Here is a 16,559-nt window from a genome sequence, read left to right as displayed (position 1 = left end):
ATGGTATGGGTTCTTCACTTGTGAAATCCCTAACGGGGCAAAATGAATGGTTTTCTACCCCTAAAATTGCCCCTGATCTTTTAAGATGCGGGCAAATAACCCGCCCATGATCATCGCATTGAGGTTTTCGTCTTCGGTATTGCTCAATTGCAACGAACCTCTTTTGGCCACAATGTATTCAGATACTTTGGCTTTTACAGAATCTCTTTCTGGCTTCCCTTTTTCATTGGTTTTCTGCCACCACCACGAGCCCCTTCCCCACACATCTTGCTTCCACACAAAGGCTTCCCCATTGTTGAATGTTAACTTAGCCCTATCGCTCCACCTCATTGTGTTTAGCAAGGCTATGTCTTCCTCTCCTGTCTCATCTCTCACTACATAACTTGTAGACCAAAAATTGATAGGATGGATAGAGATAGTACGACCTAAAAACTCACCAACAGCCCTAGGCTTGAATACGCCCTTTACCCTTAGATACCCACAAAATTCACCTTCATACAAAATTTGAGTTTTTCTTCTCCATAGGGAAGTTTCCCATGTCAATTCTCCCTTTACAGGTAACTGTGGGTTGGTATCAAATAGCTTTTTCAATGCTACCATAGACAGAGCGTTTAGGTTAGAGGAAAGAGTTAAACACTTCTACGGGTGAACCTATAACACGGTTATTTACTTTAGAAAACTTCACTATACCACCTGCTATTTCAATGTACCTGACACTTTGCATTCGAACATGTTACTCAACAGCTTGAAAGGTATCATTGTTTTTGTCTTCCGCCCAATTGTATTCAATTTCCTTTGCTGTTTTCCTAGCAAAATCAATCCCATGCCTATCCGCCAAAAAGCCCAATGCCATGTCCATTCCAGCACTCACACCCGATGAGGTGTAATATTTACCATCAATTACCCACCTTGCTTTTTTGTCCCAATCAACCTCCAACCCTTGAGAGGCTACCCAAGAAAAGGCTCTTTTATTTGAAGTTGCCTTTTTGTTATCTAAAAGCCCAGTTTTTGCCAGTAGGGCACTACCGGTACACACTGTAAGCACATACTTGCTGGAAAGTGACAGCTCTTTTATTTGACTGATCAACTCCTTATTTTCCACTCCCTTTCTAGTTCCTAACCCGCCGGGCACGAGAATCATGTCGGGCTTCTTATCCATGTCTTCTAGCTTCTGGGTCATAATAGGTACTCTGTGGCGGTTTGAAACGACTCCCCCTTCAAGAGAATAAAATGTTAAGGTATACTTGTTGACCAGCCTTCCAAAAATTTCTGCCGGACCGAACACATCTAGGGTTTCATAATCATTGAATAGAATAAATGCTATTTCCATCGTGTTTTCTTTTGTGTTGCCCATACTTTTTCCTTGGGCTTTTAGGGTAGTAATTCCTGCGAGTAGCAGGGTTGCAATCAATGTCAGATGAAGTTGTAGTTTTCTGTACATAGTTATGATTAGAAGCTTGACTAATAAATACCATTAGTCCTCGTAGAACTAAACTATCCTTCAAAAGTTTTGGAAACTTAAGTACACTGCAAACTAAATAAGCGAGTGTTTTAATGATGCTTATTATTTTGATTTTTAGACCCTGCTGACGGTTACTAGATGCTAGTTACGGGTTACTAGTTTCAACTAAGTAATGAGTTGATTAACTGTCTTTTTCTTAAAAAGTGAAAGATTTTTTTAAGAAAAAACTAGCAATCGCAGCGGTGGACCATCAGCAACAATCAATTTCGGTAGCAAGTCAACAATAGGCTTTATAAAAAAACACGAAAACTTAGTTTACAATGTACTTAATAGGCATAATTGCCTATCTCGGTATGAAAAGAGAAACAAGCTCTGCTGAATTACCGAAACCTAAGCACTCTTCCTAATACTGAAACTCCATCTTCACACCCGATTGGAGGTCTTTTATAAACTTGAAAATCTCCTTTAAGGTAGCCCGCTCCACTTGGGTGAGGTGCTTAGGCTCAACCAAGTTGGTAGGCGGGGAAAAGTTGTCCAATATCTCCCAAGCTTGGTGCTTTAGGCGGACGCCCATAAGGTAGTAATATGCTTGGATAAGCTCCTTGTATTTTTTCTCGTCGATGTAACCTCCTTCCAAAAGCTTTTGCATACGCTTTCCCGTATTGGTCTCAATAATCCTATGTTTCAACGCCCACATCCGCATTAGGTCTACTATAGGCACCATGGCTTTCTTTATATTGAACACCTTTTTTTCCTCATGCGAAAAGGTTTTTATCTCCTTGAAAAAAGAGGTAAGAGGCGGGTCGTATTGCAACGCATTTACCGTAAGGCTATAGTAAAACTTCGAAGAAGCATTGTCCAGCGATTGGACCATATATTCTTTTAGGCCATCAAATAACTGCTCTTCCCCATAGATAAACCGGCAGTCGAAAAAAGTGGAAAACTGAATGACCAACTCAGGGTCCGCCCGTTTTATCCATTCATCGTATTCGCCTTTCCAGTGGGACAAAGAATGCGTCCACTTAGGGTTCATGGCCATATAGCCACCATCACAAAACTTAAAGCCGATATCATTGAGCTGAGTAGAGACCTTGTTGGCAAATTCCAGAAAATATTCCCGTACCAGCTCCCGCTGCTCGTTCGCCTTGTCTTCGTAAATGATCGCATTGTCTTGGTCAGTCACTAGCGTTTGTTCTTGCCTTCCCTCGCTTCCCATCACCATAAAGGCATACTTAGCAGGCGCAGGAGGCATTTCATTTTCCACTATCTCTATCACCTTTAGCAATATCTCATCGGAAATGGTCGTCACTATTCGGTTCACTATCTCCGAGTTCACCCCTCGCCCTATCAGCTTGGCAATAAGCTCTGGCACTCTGTCCCACTTGTTTTTCAGCTCATTCACCGACCTGGAAAGCTTTACTGACTGGATGAACACCAGCGGAGATTGGGCATGCTCGGTCAAGAGCCTATACCTGCTCAGGTAACCCAAATTTTCTTCTCCATCCACCACCAAAATAAACTCTTCCTTTGACTGGAACATGATCAACAACGCTTCAAATAGCAAAGCATCCCTATGGATGGAGATGATAGAACAATTGGCAACATCTATTACGGGGGTGTCCATTGGCCTTCCCGCTGCCAAGATCTGCTTCAGCAAGATGTCTTTTGTTATCGAGCCAATCAATTTACCATCTTGCTCAATGTACATACAGTTCACAGTCTTTTTGTACATCAGGTCTGCCGCTTCTTGCACAGTTTCTTCAGCGCTCAGGGTGATAAGACGCCTTGGGTCAATGGTACTGATCCTTCGGGTAAAAATATTATCAGCATCCATGAAGTTCTCTTCACGGGTTGCATCCCGCTTCACAAAATGCGCATACTCATCGTTGAGCATTTTTTGCCCAAACTGGATGGTAAAGTGATGGAAAAAATCATCATAACTTCTACAAATAGACTTGAACTCCTCCTTGTCTAGACTAATGGCTGTGGTCTCCTTCTGTGCTATAACCTGCCTAATCGACTTCTTCTTGTTGAGCAGAACAGAACTTGCACCGTACACCGAACCTGCATTATAATGCTCCACCAAGCATACCTGCCCCTCCGAATCGTAAAAATAGGCATCGTACTGCCCTTCAACTATAATATCCACGCTCTGTACCTCGCTTTTATCTTGCTCGTAAACAGTCGATTCATCCACATAATGATGGACAGTCATGATATTAGCCACATCTTCCAATACGGAAACAGGCAGTAAATTGAAAGGACTTAATGTTTGAAGAAAGGATATCCAGTTTTCCATAAGTATCAAGCTTTACGCTCACAATTTAAGAAGCTTATTGTGAAGTTTATCCCCAATAATGAATTAAATGGAGATAGTTTGCACATGCGAATCTATCTTATGTGTCGGATAGAGATACTATGTATAGCAAATAATTTAGCCTTTAAGCAAAACAACCCATTTAGCAAATAGGATTACAAGCCGAACCGTATATGAAAATTATTTACATGCCCAGAAGGCAAATATAAACAGCGCAAAAATACTGAACGAGAGGATGAGCGCTCGTGAGAAAGGACGTGGTTCTACGGGCTCAAAATATTCTTGCTGATCTTCAATGCACACATCTGTCACCTTCCCTTTTCTGATCAGTTCAAAAAAGCATTCTTTAGTGGCTAGGGCATCCGAAAGGGCATCGTGCTGCCCGTCGAAGTCTTTCCTGAATAGGGAATAATAGAGCTCGTTGAGTCTCAGAAAAGTAGAATTAGCCCGAAACTTATCTTCGAAGCGAGTGCTTCGCATGGTGCAGAACTTAGGCAATCCCAGGAAGTTTTTGGATAAGCCCGCACGGTTGAACCCAACCTCTAACATCTTTTCATCGAATAGCAGATAATGCCCGACCAATAGCGGCCTGTATTTCTCCAAATCACTAGACAACTTCTGAAAAGCGTATTTCCTAGCCACTCCTTTTTCTTCCAGCATTTGGTGGGTAATGCCATGCAACTTGAAAGATTCCTTATCGATAGGGATTTCATGTTCATGCTTGATATAAAAGTTTTGAGTGGCTACATGATTACCTTGCTTCGTATAGATCGCCCACGCCACTTGGAGTATGTAAGGCCACTTTTCCGTTTGGCTAGTAGGAGTTCCTATTTTGCGAGGAGCACCAGAAGTTTCAGTATCGATAAAAAGTATGTAGTCTTTCATCACTTTCATAAGTATTTGTAGCCAAAAGCACTGGAAATGTTCCCAACGTTAACTTTTTAGCGTCATAAAGTTACAAATAAAAGGTTGGAAGAAAGAAGAAATACGGCTATAAATGGAATATGAGCCATTTTTTAAGCATTATTAGCAATGGGAAAATGGCATATGGTAACAAAGGGAGTTGTGGTGTAGCCTTCTCGTCAAGTGTCATCTTGGACCTCCCACGGCTCGCTCTAGCGACTTGCAGCTACCCATTTGGAGCCGCTCCCGCAATACCGACAGGGGCTTATGCCCTCTCCATGTTTTTTTGCTATGGCATCCAACATCCATATAACAGGACAATTCCTGCTCCACAGCCACTATAGAATAGCAGCGGCTGACCATCTGAAACACGAACCCCGCAACCGCAGCGGCGAACCGTCCGCAACACGAAAAAAATTTCCTATACTTGTAGTCAAACCAAAGCATCTGCATGAAATTCAAAGTTTATCGCTCTTCGGCTGGGTCTGGCAAGACCTTTACCCTCACCAAAGAATACCTCAAATTGGTGCTGGCACCTCCTTTTTTGCAAGGGGGCTTTAGCCCGTTTTACTACCGCAACATATTGGCAGTGACCTTCACCAACGATGCCGCCAATGAGATGAAAGAGCGAATTTTGAGCAAATTGGAAGACTTTGCAAAACTCCCGCCCGAAGCAGAAGACGACATGCTCAACATGATTTTGGGCGAGTTCCAAACCGAAAAACCAGAGCTGGGGCTAACCAAAGCCGTGCTAGTAGGAAGGGCTAAAGCTGCTTACGAAAACCTGATCCATAACTATTCGGACTTTGCGGTAAGCACCATAGATGCCTTTAACAACCGGGTGGTGCAGTCTTTTAAAAAGGATTTACAATTGCCGTTCAATTTTGAGATTGAACTGGATACCAGCGATTTGCTTGACGAGGCAATTGACTTGCTACACGACAAGATAGGAAAAGATGAGGAAGACAAGGGCTTGGGCGAACTGCTGGTAGGATTTTCCCTCCAAAAAGCTGATGACGAAAGCAGCTGGTTTATTGACAAAGAACTCAAAGACTTTGGGCAGGAAACTTTTAAAGAAGAGCAAAAACTATTGCTAGAAAAACTTGGGAACTTACAGTCGGAAGACTTTCTGAAACTGAGGAAAAATATAAACGAGGCGATAAGTAGCTTTGAAAAAAAGGTCAACGACATAGCCGAAAAAGCACTTCAACTTATACAAGATAAAAACCTAACAGCCAAGGACTTTTACTATACAAGCAAAGGAATAGTTGGGCACTTCAGCAAACTCAAAGGCTCACTTGCCAAGACCAACCTTGCACCAAATTCGTATGTCCAAAAAACCATTGACGAGGACAAATGGTATGGCAGTAAAATCACGCCTGCTACCGAGGATATTATCGACTCAATTTCGGGAGAGCTAATGAGCTATTACGAAGGGCTGGAAATGCTGCGGGTGAAAGAATGGGGCAATTATCTCATTGCACAAAAGCTTCGGAAAAACATCTACTTACTGGGTACGGCAAACGAGCTGGGCAAGCTCTTGGAAAAACTTAAGATCGAGAAAAATATCGTCCATATTTCGGACTTCAACAACCGGATAAATACCATAGTGGAAGAAGAGCCGGTACCCTACATCTACGAGCGGATAGGCGAGCGCTTTCGGCACATCCTCATAGATGAGTTCCAAGATACGTCCCAAATGCAATGGCACAACCTGATCCCGCTGCTTGCCAACTCCCTTGGCAACGATATGGAAACCCTAGTGGTGGGCGATGCCAAGCAGGCAATCTACCGCTGGCGTGGGGGGAAAGCGGATATGTTGGTGAACCTGCCCGAAGTCCCGACCATTGGCGAAGATTCAGCCCTCAGGCTTGAAGCACAGATATTCAAAGAGCAGCAAAACATCCTTTCGCTCAATACGAACTACCGAAGCAAGGACAATGTCATCAACTTCAACAATTCTTTTTATTCGAAACTTCGCAATTACCTGAGTAGCAAAATAGCCGGCGTTGCTGCCTATTACCAAGAAGTAGAGCAAAATACCGTAGGGAAAACTGGCGGAGAAGTACAGATTACGTTCATTGAAGATCGAAGAAAAAAGGAAGTATTGAACGAAGCCAACTTTCAGCTGACTTTGCAGGCAATAGAACAACTACAAAAGGAAAGCTACGAGCTTGCAGATATCACGATCCTAACCCGAAACAACGGTGACGGAGTGTTTTTGGCAGAAAAGTTAATAGAACAAGGTATTCCCGTAGTTTCCAAGGAATCGCTATTGGTGAAAAATGCCGAGTCGGTGAAGTTTTTGGTGAGTATGTTAGATGTGCTCCGCTTGCCCGAAAACCCACTGGCCAAGATGGACGCCTTTCTCTTTTTGGACTGGTACCAAAAGCTTAAGAGCGAAAATCCAAAAACTATCCTCAGTGGAGAAGTACTGGAAGAAATATCCCCTACTCTTGTGCTGAACGATATTATAAAATTCCTCGAACTCATCAACAAACACTTTGGGTTTGAGGTAAAAGGCAAATCTCTCCAATACCTCAACGTGTATGAAATTTGCGAAGAATTGGTGCGAGTATTCCACCTCCAACTCTTTGACGAAGAGCAAGTTTACCTCCAGAAGTTCTTGGACTTTACTCTTGGTTATACGCAAAAAAGAAACGGGAATGCAGCGGATTTCTTAGAACACTGGGAGCGGAAAAACCATGCACTATCCATCGCCCCTCCCCAAACGGGCAACGCTGTTCGCATCATGACCATCCACAAATCCAAAGGGCTACAGTTCCCCGTGGTCATCATGCCCTTTGCCGATTGGAGTGCCAAGGCAAAAGGAAATATTTGGAAAAACAACGAAGGAAGCGAATTCATGAAAGAGCTTTCATCCTATTTCCTCAGCATCAACGAAGATCTGCAACATACTAGCCTAGCGGAAGACTATAACTCCGAAACTTCTGCTTCTTTTATAGATGCCTTTAATATGCTGTATGTAGCTACTACCCGAGCGGTGGAAAAATTGTTCATTTTTACCAAGGACTTATCTGCCAAGAAGAAAAAGGATGGCATTGACATCCCAATCTCGGCTTCAGAATTGATTTACATGTACCGAGCACTGGAACGCCCTCTAGATGACCAACTAGTTCCCCTAGAACTTGAAGTAAGCCCTGAAGGAGGGGAAGCCACCCAGCTTGTTTGTAGCAGGTGGAAGGTGTTTGAAGATAAGGCAACTAGGGAAAAACAAAAAGCGAAAAAAGAGCAAGCCTTCTTTGAGCTGGGCAAAACCATCCATACAGAAGCGAGGGACAAAATACGAATGCGCCGAATTTCCCTCCAAAACTCTGACGAAGAACTGGGCATAGCAGCCTTTTTCATCTCCAAAAAGAAAACAGGTATCTTGATGCACCGAGCGTTTGAGTGGGTGAAATATGCGGAAGATTTAGACAGGTCTATCCAAGCCTTGGTGAACGAAGGGCTCATCAGCCAAGAGGAAGTTGGAGAGATAAAAGAGCAGATGGAACGTGCGATAGCCGTACCCGAAATAAACCCTTACTTCCAAAAAGGCAGCGGATATGAGGTACTCAATGAGCAAGACTTGCTTTTGAACTTTGATGGGAAGAGCTTGAGCACACTCCGCCCCGATAGGCTCATGATCAAGGGAAAAGAAGCCGTACTGATCGATTATAAAACAGGTATGGAAGACATACAAAAGCACTCAAAGCAAATCAACCAATATGCAGCAGTACTCCAAAAAGCAGGTTATTCTGTAAAGAAAAAATACATCCTTTATACCGATGCGCCTAAAGCGGTGGAGGTAAACTAAAATAGATAAGCTATCGCGACTTTACTCGACTTCTGCCTTTCCTTTAAGTAATGTATAATTCAGACCCAGTGCGGCATTATTATACCCTTGAAAAGTATAGTCCACGTTAATACCAAAACGTCCTAAGCTTACCTTTCCACCAAAACAAGCACGCATTCCAGAAATGTCGGAATGGACATTAAAAGGGTCTACAAAAGTGAGTGTTTCATTTTGGGTCTCAATCACATATGTTCCTTTTAGGGAATAATTGGCACCTCCTGTAACGTACCCTACCCCTCCATACAAATTCCAAGTAGGGTTTTTAGTCGAGACCAAAAGCTCTAGTTGGAATGTTTTGATGTTGACATCTACAAACTGCGACTCGCCTGTTATCAGCCCATTTACTTGAAAAGTATAATCAGCATCTAGGCGGGTATAAGCTGCAAATGCCGAAATGCTAATTGGTAATTCATTCAAGCTCTTAATCGATTTTGAAAGCTCATGTTTCAAACCAAACCCAAACTCTCCCACAGAAGCATCATCTAGATTTTGTTTTGGGAAAACCCTGAAACTAAGTTCTGTATTTGCCGGCAAACCAAGGCTAGCCTGCAAAAAAGCATTGGGCAATAAGTTCGCTGAAAGAAGCCCAATACCGGTTGGCGCATCGAATTCATATTTATCGTCATCTACCGTGGCAATGAAAGTTACCGTAGCATCTGTGCTTCCAAAAATAGTTGGAATGGTCACTTTATTTCCACCTCCTTTCACTTCCAAGTTTTCAAACCTAGAGATATCTATTTCCGTAGATAGTTTATCTTTGGGGACAAAAGAACCATTAGCTATAATGGAGAAATCTAGTTCCCATTTCTTATTGACCTCAGCAGAATTGTACCAGCCACCTGTTAGGCCATACATAAGCCCTTCGCTCAGGGGCTGTATGTACAAGGAAGTGAGTTGCTCCGCTTTTTTGACCCCAAGCGATAAATACCCCTTCACTTCATCCTGAGCAGACCCTTCTGCCGAAAGGAATACCAATACAATAAGCAGCACTTTTTTCATTGGTAGAGTTATGTTATACTTAGATCAAAATAAATAATAACCTTTACTTCATCAAAAAAGCAACAAAGTTTTAGCCTTTTGGATCAATTCTACAGTATTCACTACTTCTAGTTTCTCAAGCATTTTCCTTCGGTGGCTGTCAACCGTATGCTTAGAGATATGAAGCATTTCAGAAATTTCCTTAGATGTATGTCCTCTAGACAAATATTCAAGCACTTCTCGCTCTCGTATGGAAAGAGGGTTTTTGGTAACTAATTGAGGGTTGAATGGGTCAATACCAATGTAGGACTTACGCCCCTCCAGCCCTATAAGGGACATGATGCCCCCTGACTGCTGTGTGATGTGGCCAACATCCGTATGAACATTAAGAGCATAGGAAATACCTCCATTTGTATCAAGGGAAATAGGCACGGCCTGATGCTGGATAAACTTATATTTCCCGCTCGCATCCCGTATCCTGAGCGTATAACTAGACTTATAATAAAGCATTTCATTCCTTTCAAGGCCCGTAAAAATCTCCAAGATCATCTTTTCACATGCTGTACAAAAAGGAACATCTTCCTCATGTACAGCAGCCAGCACATGGTTCAAGGAAAATTCCTCCCGTGTTAAACCATGAAATTCCAATGCATTGGGATCTACAAAAGAAATGTGAGGATGTGGGATTTGGGAAAAGTCAATGACATAGTAGTAAAAATCTCCAACACTAAACAGATCCCCAATGTATTTTTCGAGCTGGGGCATATCTAGCGGTTTACTGGTTTCTCCAAAACTCGTTCGGAAGGTTTTCCAGATCGTGTTCATCTTACGAACGTTAGTTGAGTAGTTAGATTCCATCACAATCTAATTTTAGTGATAACAGAGCAAGTAAAGCTAGTTAAATTAATCAAGTAGAAACTTACTATATTCGAAAATCATTGTATTGTAAAAATCAGACAATCCCAATATATTCAAGCTTTATCTAGTCTACCTAAACATATAAAAATACATTACTTTAAGAAAGTATACAATCTCTTGAGACCTAAGTTCACTATAGCCATTTTTGTTTCTTAAAATAAAACACCATACCAGCGGCTACGGCAAACATGATCCCTAGCATAACAAAATAGCTGTACTTGAAATGCAATTCAGGTAGGTATTCGAAATTAGTACCGTAAATACCTGCTATAAATGTAAGTGGGATAAAAATGGCAGAAAATACCGTAAGAAACTTCATTATGTCATTCAACTTGGTACTGACCGTAGTGTGGTAAATATTCAAAAGGTCAGTCAACATTTCCCTATAACTATCCGAAACATCGCTGGCCTGTATGATATTATCGCGCAGCTCTTTCAGATGCACCTCAATAGACTCATTAATGAGATCAGATTCTATTTTGGTTAGGGAAAAAATCATCTCGCGAGCAGGCTTGATATTTCTTCTCAAGAAATTCAGCTCCCTTTTGTAGCTGTTGAGCTGATCAATCATTTCCTGATTTGGCTCTAAAAGCAGGTTATCTTCCAGTGTCTCTATTTTTTCTCCCAGTTCACTCAAGATATAGAGATAATTATCTACCACAATATCGAGCAATGCAAACATCAGATAATCTGTTCCACTATTTCTAATACGCTTTTTCTGGGCCCTAATGCGCTCTCGAACTGGTTCAAAAACATCCCCCTTTCTCTCTTGAAATGAGATCAGCACAGACTCAGTTAATATCAAGCTTAGGTTCTCTACTGAAATCCGCTTAGCCCCCTGCCCCTCCTGAGCTTCCTGAATCATTTTAATGGACACATAAATACAATTTGGATATTCGGACACAGCTGGCCTTGCTCCAGTATTCATTACATCGGACAGTATAAGATGATCTAGCTCGAACATCTCCGCTACCTCTTTCATGAGCTCTACATCGTGCAAGCCATCAATATTTAGCCAGGTGACCGTATCCTTTTTTTGAAACTCAGCCACAGAACTGATAGCTTTCAGCTCAGCCTCCTCAAAACCATTCGGGTCAAAATCGATTAGCCTCAGCCTAATATCCATAACTTTTTGCTCTCCTCTAAAAAGCAAGGCATCTGGTGACAAGCCTATATCCTCTTTCCGTTTGTTGATGAATCTCGCCATGATATTTTTTTTCTTTTTCATATGAAGGCCATCTCTTTGATTTACACAAGCCGATATATACAGCTCTGGGTAATTGTAATTTACTTGAAAAAGCGCAGTTTTCCTTAGAAGCTGTTTGGAAACATACCTATAAAATGTTTATAGCTTCTTAAGCTTCATCGCGCTCTAAACATTACCACTTCTTTTTACTATAATCCAAGGTGTTACAAGAAGACTTGCCTTCACTTACCGTTTCTTTATTTTATCTTTCACCCAAGAGGACAGAAAAATCAAGAGTGCAAAAAAGACAGCTACCCTACCCAAATATTCTCCATTTTTGGTAAAAAAAGTAGTTGAAGAATTGGTATCGAACAAGAAGCTTTCCCCCTCGTAGAATTTGTCCACTGAGCCATCAGTATTCACCAAAAAGGTTTGTTGGGGGGTAAATGAAATCAGCGGCCGTTGGGTCATGAGACTAAGTAATTTAAGATACCCTAAGGACTGAGAAAGTGTGTTTGGGCTATTCTTTACCACAAAAAAACCTTGTTGCCCCGAAAGATGGCTTGCAGCTGTTTCGGTAAAAAGCGGTTCATAGCCAGAAAGCAAAACCACCTGTAAGCTATCTACCTCTGCAGTTCGCCCTTCAGCCAAAGACTCAGGGGTGTTTTTTAAGTAGAGAAAGGGATAAGAAACCTCCCTCACTCCTGGGAAGCGCAAAGGAACACGGTTAGAATTGATCATCAATACTTCCCCTCCCTTCATTAGTTGACCCTCCATTTCTTGGGGAGAACTTGGGCTTGTGACAAAGAGACCTATAGCAAAGGGAAATATCTCTAAAACCAGCAAGCCAAAAACGGGTTTCTTCTTGAATAAAATTCGATAAAAGGCTACGGCAAGCAAGAGCAACCAGGCCGAGCCCCCCAGAGCTCCTGTGATAGAAAACCAATCTGAAAACAGTGGAGAACTTGCCAAGGAGTTGCTAAGGTTGAGCCAAGGCCAAGCAATAGCCCACTGAGAGTGGAGGTATTCGAATGTAAGCCAATAGCAAAGCAGAGTAAAATAGCCTAGCTTGGCCACTTCCTTCTTAGTTACTTGGAATAAAACGAGGGGAATAGCCATGAGCAAAGCATTTCCCAACCAAAAAACGGGAGCAAGCCCGCCAACCTCTGAAAGCATCCAGAAAGTAGTGAAGGCATTCCAGCAGGCAAAACCCAAGGCAGTATAGCCCCACAGCCAAAAAGAAGCATTTTTACCCAATTTTGCATCTAATAGCTCTTCCAGCCAAAGAAACCCTATTAGCCCTACAAACACAAAGGGCGTCTGCTGCAAAATGCCTAGCAATAGCCCTGACACAAGTGAAATAGCAAGTGGGGCAAATCTATTTGATTCTATTTTCTTTAAGCTGGAAAGCATAGTTCTTCATCTTTTTGAGCAAAAATTCACCGTGCAATGATAGGAAGAAAATTGCTGTGGTCAACTACAAGAACTAATGGTTGTTTATCTCACCTTCACCTGCTTCACTCAACTACCTTACACATCAGAAACAAGGTTCTTTCCCATAAGGGTTGGCATCATGGTCTATGGTGAATTTGGTTACTTTCCTGTTTTTCCCACTTGTGTATTCGGCATAATCCCAGATCCCCGAGTGGGTAAGCTTGTAGGTCCCATTCACATTGCCCCGGTACATTTCATGGTAATACTTAACGATGGTCGCTTGCCCTTCCACAATCTCTTCTCTCGCAAAAACTAACTCCATACCCTCTTTTTGCCCTTTATATTTCACTTCTATTGCTTCATTTTTCTGATTAAAGCTTATCCATAAAGTCAAAGGGGAAGCTCCTTCGCTGTTGTAGCAGATATAATGGTCTACTTCCTTATTTAAAGTCTTTGCACTTTTGTTTTGTAACGTATTCAAATCTCCGACAATCCTATACTTCTTTATAGGAAGAGTAACTACATCAACTGTGTCGGCAAACTTTTCGCCCAGTTTTGTTTTTCTATTTTGATCAATCCCTGGATGGCCAGAATACCCTAGGTAACTCACATTGGCATCAATGGAGAATGAATAATTATTTACCCAAACAATGTTTTTAATATTCAACATTTCCCTATCCCCAACATCAACTCCTTCTAGCAATTGCTCTTTATCTATGACGGTATAGGCTCCCGACTCCGTATTTAGCACTACAATGCTATATGTCCCACTCCCAGCATAAGTATCGGCATTATCAAGCACAACATACTCACTATATTCTGGCCAGTACATGCCAACTGGGGACAAAACAGTTCCAAAAATAGTACGATCAACACCAGTAGATTTTACAGTAACCCGATAGCTGCTAGGCTCCATTTCTTCGGACTCAAGCTCTACTGTTCCTTCTGGGTTTTTGTTACCCATATGAACAAACCCTTCTACTGGCGCCTCCATGGTTATTGCCTCCAAAGGAAATCCGGTTTTGCTTTTATATACCTTACTAGGCTTCTCAATGGGTTCTGCCTTTTGGATTATTTCAACCACCCCCATAGGTCCATCTATATAAAGCTGTCGCTCCTCTTCCGTATAGCTAAGCTTGAACCACTTGCCTTGAAGTTCTTTGTTAGACCCCCAACCTTGGTTATCCATATTGGCTTCTGCTTCGCTTAATCCCTCCTCAAAGCTAACTCCAGCATTGCATCCCCCAAAGCTCCATCCTTTACCTGTAGCATCCTCAAAAACATAGTGAGAGGCATCGCCTAAGCTAAAGTACATAAATTGAGCCTCTACCGTCAGGTAATCGTTTGTCTCTTCGGGTTGGGGTTGGGGTTTTACCATATCGGCTGAAGCAACAACAGGAGCTGTTTCTACTACATCTGTGACCAACGCATCCAATGCTGTATCTTCCGATGTAGAACTTTTCTCAGCACAAGCCCCTAGTAACAAACAAGTGATAAGCAACAAGAAAATGGTTTTCATAATGTAACTAATGTTAAGTGTGAGAGTTTTAGAAAGTTCTAGGCAAGGCTAATCTATAACCTGCAAATATCAACTACCCTCTAAACCAAGCATACCCCATTTTATTTGTGCTTGTGCTTGCTTTATATCCCACTCTCGCGATTTACTTACATTTAATCCACCTCCTATTGAGTAATTCCTGCTCTCGCAAGATTTCCAATCCGTATTCATCCAAAATGGCTTAGTCCATTAGTCGGATTACAAATCCTTTGATAAGTAGGTTCGACTTTACAAAAGTCGAACAGCAGATATATTATGTTACAGATAAAACTTATTCCTCATCATCAACTCAAAGCATTGTTGAGTACTTTTAATCTTGTTATTCTCCCTTTCTGCTGGTGTAAATATGCATGCGTTACAGCTTTTTTCGTAAAATGACAAGTCCTCTATTAGAGCATTAACCTCTTTATTTATCTTATAATCAGGGATATAATCTATCAATTTGAATTGGTTCTTTTCATATGCAAAAGGCATATCAATTATAAATAGATCAGTATAAATAGTTGAGATACCAAATTCTTTATTACACACCTCTTTAATTTGGGTTTTTATCCCTCCGAAAATAGTAGGAATATTCTCTCCACGATTATTAAAGTTATTTTCAAGTGGCCAATATATATGAGCAAATCTGTCCTCATAATAATATTTTAAATGCCAATACTTATCTGATTCAAATTTATCCTGAAAAGTAGATTTCCGTAATTGTATAAAATCGCCTACTTTTAATTCTGGAAATTGATAATTCCTACCTTGAAAAATATTATCATCTAGTTCTCTATTCAGTAGTTCACGTTCTGTGATTTCATTTTGATCCAAAAGTTTTTTAATCAAATGATACTTTGGTGTAGTGTTAATAAATAATCGCCAAAAATAAGCATCTACATTATCCTTTGTTTTAATTCTTTCATATGGTGCTTCAACAACCTGCTGACTGTACCTATTTTCATATCGCACATGAAATCCATGAGTACTACTAACCCAATTTGCTTTTTCCTCATAGCCCATCTTTTCATATCCCATCAGCTTATCACATAGTTTGATGTACTCTTTTGCTGATTCTATAATAAGTCCTTTTAACTCCAATCTTTTTCAACATCTAAAAACCCAATAGCAACTGCTCTATAACGGCTGCTTATCCCTAAATATAGAGGAGAAAGATGGGCTTTCGCAAAATAATAGTATAGAGATTATGAATTTGTAAAACGTTTAAAAACCAGCTCGCCGCTCTTCGGGGTTTGAAACCCTGAACTATCGCAAGATTTCCAATCCGTATTCATCCAAAATAGCTTAGTTCATTAGTCGGATTACAGCGTAAATACCTTTTCTAGCTCAACTGAAACAGGCGAGTTATCGGGATGGGTTTCCATAATATCTTGCATATATGCCCACCATTTCTGCACTATTTCGGTGTTGCCCAAGTCTTGCGAACCGCTGTCGCCTGAGTTTTTTTGGAAGGCAAAAAGAGTATGAGTTTCCTCGTCCAAAAAGATATGGTATTCTTCCACCCCAGCATCTTTGAGGAGCTTGACCAGCTCAGGCCAAATCTCGTTGTGCCGCTTGGTGTATTCTTCTTTTTTGCCCTCGTGGAGCTTCATTTTAAATGCTAATGTTTTCATAAAGCTGATACGTTTTAACTGGGTATATTTATTTGATGTATTTGAAGTTGCCTAAAATACCGTGTTAAGTAAAAACCCTTCGCCCTGTATGTCAAAGGGAATAAGGTTTTTTATTAAAAAAAGAGCGTCGTGGACGTAAACGAACGACCACGACAGGGATTTCGCCAAAAACGTGACCGATAAGGTCGCCGACGGGGTCTTTTCCCAAGCCCCCGTCGCTTTGTCCCCTACCTACCAGTTACCTCATCTTACCTCAAAACGCCGTGGGCGTAAACAAACGACCACGACACAACTCATCATATTATTTCTTTTTCACCAACACCACCCAATC

General features: G+C 41.4%; 13 protein-coding genes. 2 read left to right on the top strand and 11 right to left on the bottom strand.

Annotated elements, in window-relative coordinates; all coding sequences use genetic code 11:
- Positions 1-60: 60 nt before the first annotated feature.
- The 4 genes from R9C00_11185 to R9C00_11170 all read right to left on the bottom strand — a co-directional run bounded on the left by R9C00_11185 (position 61) and on the right by R9C00_11170 (position 4,664).
- Complete coding sequence (locus R9C00_11185) at positions 61-600, bottom strand: hypothetical protein (GenBank protein ID WPO38015.1); 540 nt, start codon at positions 598-600, stop codon at positions 61-63.
- Positions 601-733: 133 nt separating this feature from the next.
- On the bottom strand, positions 734-1,441 hold the full coding sequence (locus R9C00_11180) for a DJ-1/PfpI family protein (GenBank protein ID WPO38014.1): 708 nt from the start codon (positions 1,439-1,441) through the stop codon (positions 734-736).
- A gap of 424 nt (positions 1,442-1,865) precedes the next feature.
- Complete coding sequence (locus R9C00_11175; GenBank protein ID WPO38013.1) at positions 1,866-3,761, bottom strand: DUF294 nucleotidyltransferase-like domain-containing protein; 1,896 nt, start codon at positions 3,759-3,761, stop codon at positions 1,866-1,868.
- A gap of 198 nt (positions 3,762-3,959) precedes the next feature.
- A complete protein-coding gene (locus R9C00_11170; protein WPO38012.1) occupies positions 3,960-4,664 on the bottom strand; it encodes a 3'-5' exonuclease in 705 nt (234 codons plus the stop codon).
- A 119-nt stretch (positions 4,665-4,783) separates the two neighbouring features.
- On the opposite strand from R9C00_11170, the gene R9C00_11165 reads away from it, so the two are divergent.
- Positions 4,784-5,026: a hypothetical protein gene (locus tag R9C00_11165; protein ID WPO38011.1), complete on the top strand. Its 243-nt coding sequence runs from the start codon at positions 4,784-4,786 to the stop codon at positions 5,024-5,026.
- A 107-nt stretch (positions 5,027-5,133) separates the two neighbouring features.
- Entirely contained in the window at positions 5,134-8,499 is a 3,366-nt protein-coding gene (locus R9C00_11160) for a UvrD-helicase domain-containing protein (protein ID WPO38010.1), read from the top strand.
- A gap of 21 nt (positions 8,500-8,520) precedes the next feature.
- Here the strand turns inward: R9C00_11160 and R9C00_11155 are convergent, their stop codons facing one another.
- The 7 genes from R9C00_11155 to rhaM all read right to left on the bottom strand — a co-directional run bounded on the left by R9C00_11155 (position 8,521) and on the right by rhaM (position 16,228).
- Positions 8,521-9,537, bottom strand: a complete 1,017-nt coding sequence (locus R9C00_11155) for a DUF6588 family protein (GenBank protein ID WPO38009.1) — start codon at positions 9,535-9,537, stop codon at positions 8,521-8,523.
- A 51-nt stretch (positions 9,538-9,588) separates the two neighbouring features.
- The gene (locus R9C00_11150) at positions 9,589-10,374 is read right to left on the bottom strand and encodes a LuxR C-terminal-related transcriptional regulator (GenBank protein WPO38008.1); all 786 of its coding nucleotides are present in this window, start codon (positions 10,372-10,374) and stop codon (positions 9,589-9,591) included.
- 193 nt (positions 10,375-10,567) lie between these two features.
- Positions 10,568-11,662 (bottom strand): magnesium/cobalt transporter CorA, encoded by a 1,095-nt coding sequence (gene corA, locus R9C00_11145; GenBank protein ID WPO38007.1) that lies wholly within the window; start codon positions 11,660-11,662, stop codon positions 10,568-10,570.
- A 204-nt stretch (positions 11,663-11,866) separates the two neighbouring features.
- Positions 11,867-13,033, bottom strand: coding sequence for a hypothetical protein (locus R9C00_11140; protein ID WPO38006.1), 1,167 nt, complete (start codon positions 13,031-13,033; stop codon positions 11,867-11,869).
- 124 nt (positions 13,034-13,157) lie between these two features.
- Complete coding sequence (locus R9C00_11135; GenBank protein ID WPO38005.1) at positions 13,158-14,573, bottom strand: hypothetical protein; 1,416 nt, start codon at positions 14,571-14,573, stop codon at positions 13,158-13,160.
- Positions 14,574-14,870: 297 nt separating this feature from the next.
- Positions 14,871-15,695: a hypothetical protein gene (locus tag R9C00_11130; GenBank protein WPO38004.1), complete on the bottom strand. Its 825-nt coding sequence runs from the start codon at positions 15,693-15,695 to the stop codon at positions 14,871-14,873.
- Positions 15,696-15,916: 221 nt separating this feature from the next.
- The gene (rhaM, locus tag R9C00_11125; protein WPO38003.1) at positions 15,917-16,228 is read right to left on the bottom strand and encodes an L-rhamnose mutarotase; all 312 of its coding nucleotides are present in this window, start codon (positions 16,226-16,228) and stop codon (positions 15,917-15,919) included.
- Positions 16,229-16,559: the final 331 nt, after the last annotated feature.

This window comes from Flammeovirgaceae bacterium SG7u.111 (assembly GCA_034044135.1).
Lineage (GTDB): Bacteria > Bacteroidota > Bacteroidia > Cytophagales > Flammeovirgaceae.
The sequence above is the reverse complement of the archived record's forward strand: the minus strand, read 5'-3'. Positions and strand labels throughout refer to the sequence as shown.

Bases quoted from the DNA above. Each gene is read 5' to 3' on its own strand.
- R9C00_11185 (WPO38015.1), bottom strand. From the start codon at position 600: ATGGTAGCATTGAAAAAGCTATTTGATACCAACCCACAGTTACCTGTA.
- R9C00_11180 (WPO38014.1), bottom strand. From the start codon at position 1,441: ATGTACAGAAAACTACAACTTCATCTGACATTGATTGCAACCCTGCTA.
- R9C00_11175 (WPO38013.1), bottom strand. From the start codon at position 3,761: ATGGAAAACTGGATATCCTTTCTTCAAACATTAAGTCCTTTCAATTTA.
- R9C00_11170 (WPO38012.1), bottom strand. From the start codon at position 4,664: ATGAAAGACTACATACTTTTTATCGATACTGAAACTTCTGGTGCTCCT.
- R9C00_11165 (WPO38011.1), top strand. From the start codon at position 4,784: ATGAGCCATTTTTTAAGCATTATTAGCAATGGGAAAATGGCATATGGT.
- R9C00_11160 (WPO38010.1), top strand. From the start codon at position 5,134: ATGAAATTCAAAGTTTATCGCTCTTCGGCTGGGTCTGGCAAGACCTTT.
- R9C00_11155 (WPO38009.1), bottom strand. From the start codon at position 9,537: ATGAAAAAAGTGCTGCTTATTGTATTGGTATTCCTTTCGGCAGAAGGG.
- R9C00_11150 (WPO38008.1), bottom strand. From the start codon at position 10,374: ATGGAATCTAACTACTCAACTAACGTTCGTAAGATGAACACGATCTGG.
- corA (WPO38007.1), bottom strand. From the start codon at position 11,662: ATGAAAAAGAAAAAAAATATCATGGCGAGATTCATCAACAAACGGAAA.
- R9C00_11140 (WPO38006.1), bottom strand. From the start codon at position 13,033: ATGCTTTCCAGCTTAAAGAAAATAGAATCAAATAGATTTGCCCCACTT.
- R9C00_11135 (WPO38005.1), bottom strand. From the start codon at position 14,573: ATGAAAACCATTTTCTTGTTGCTTATCACTTGTTTGTTACTAGGGGCT.
- rhaM (WPO38003.1), bottom strand. From the start codon at position 16,228: ATGAAAACATTAGCATTTAAAATGAAGCTCCACGAGGGCAAAAAAGAA.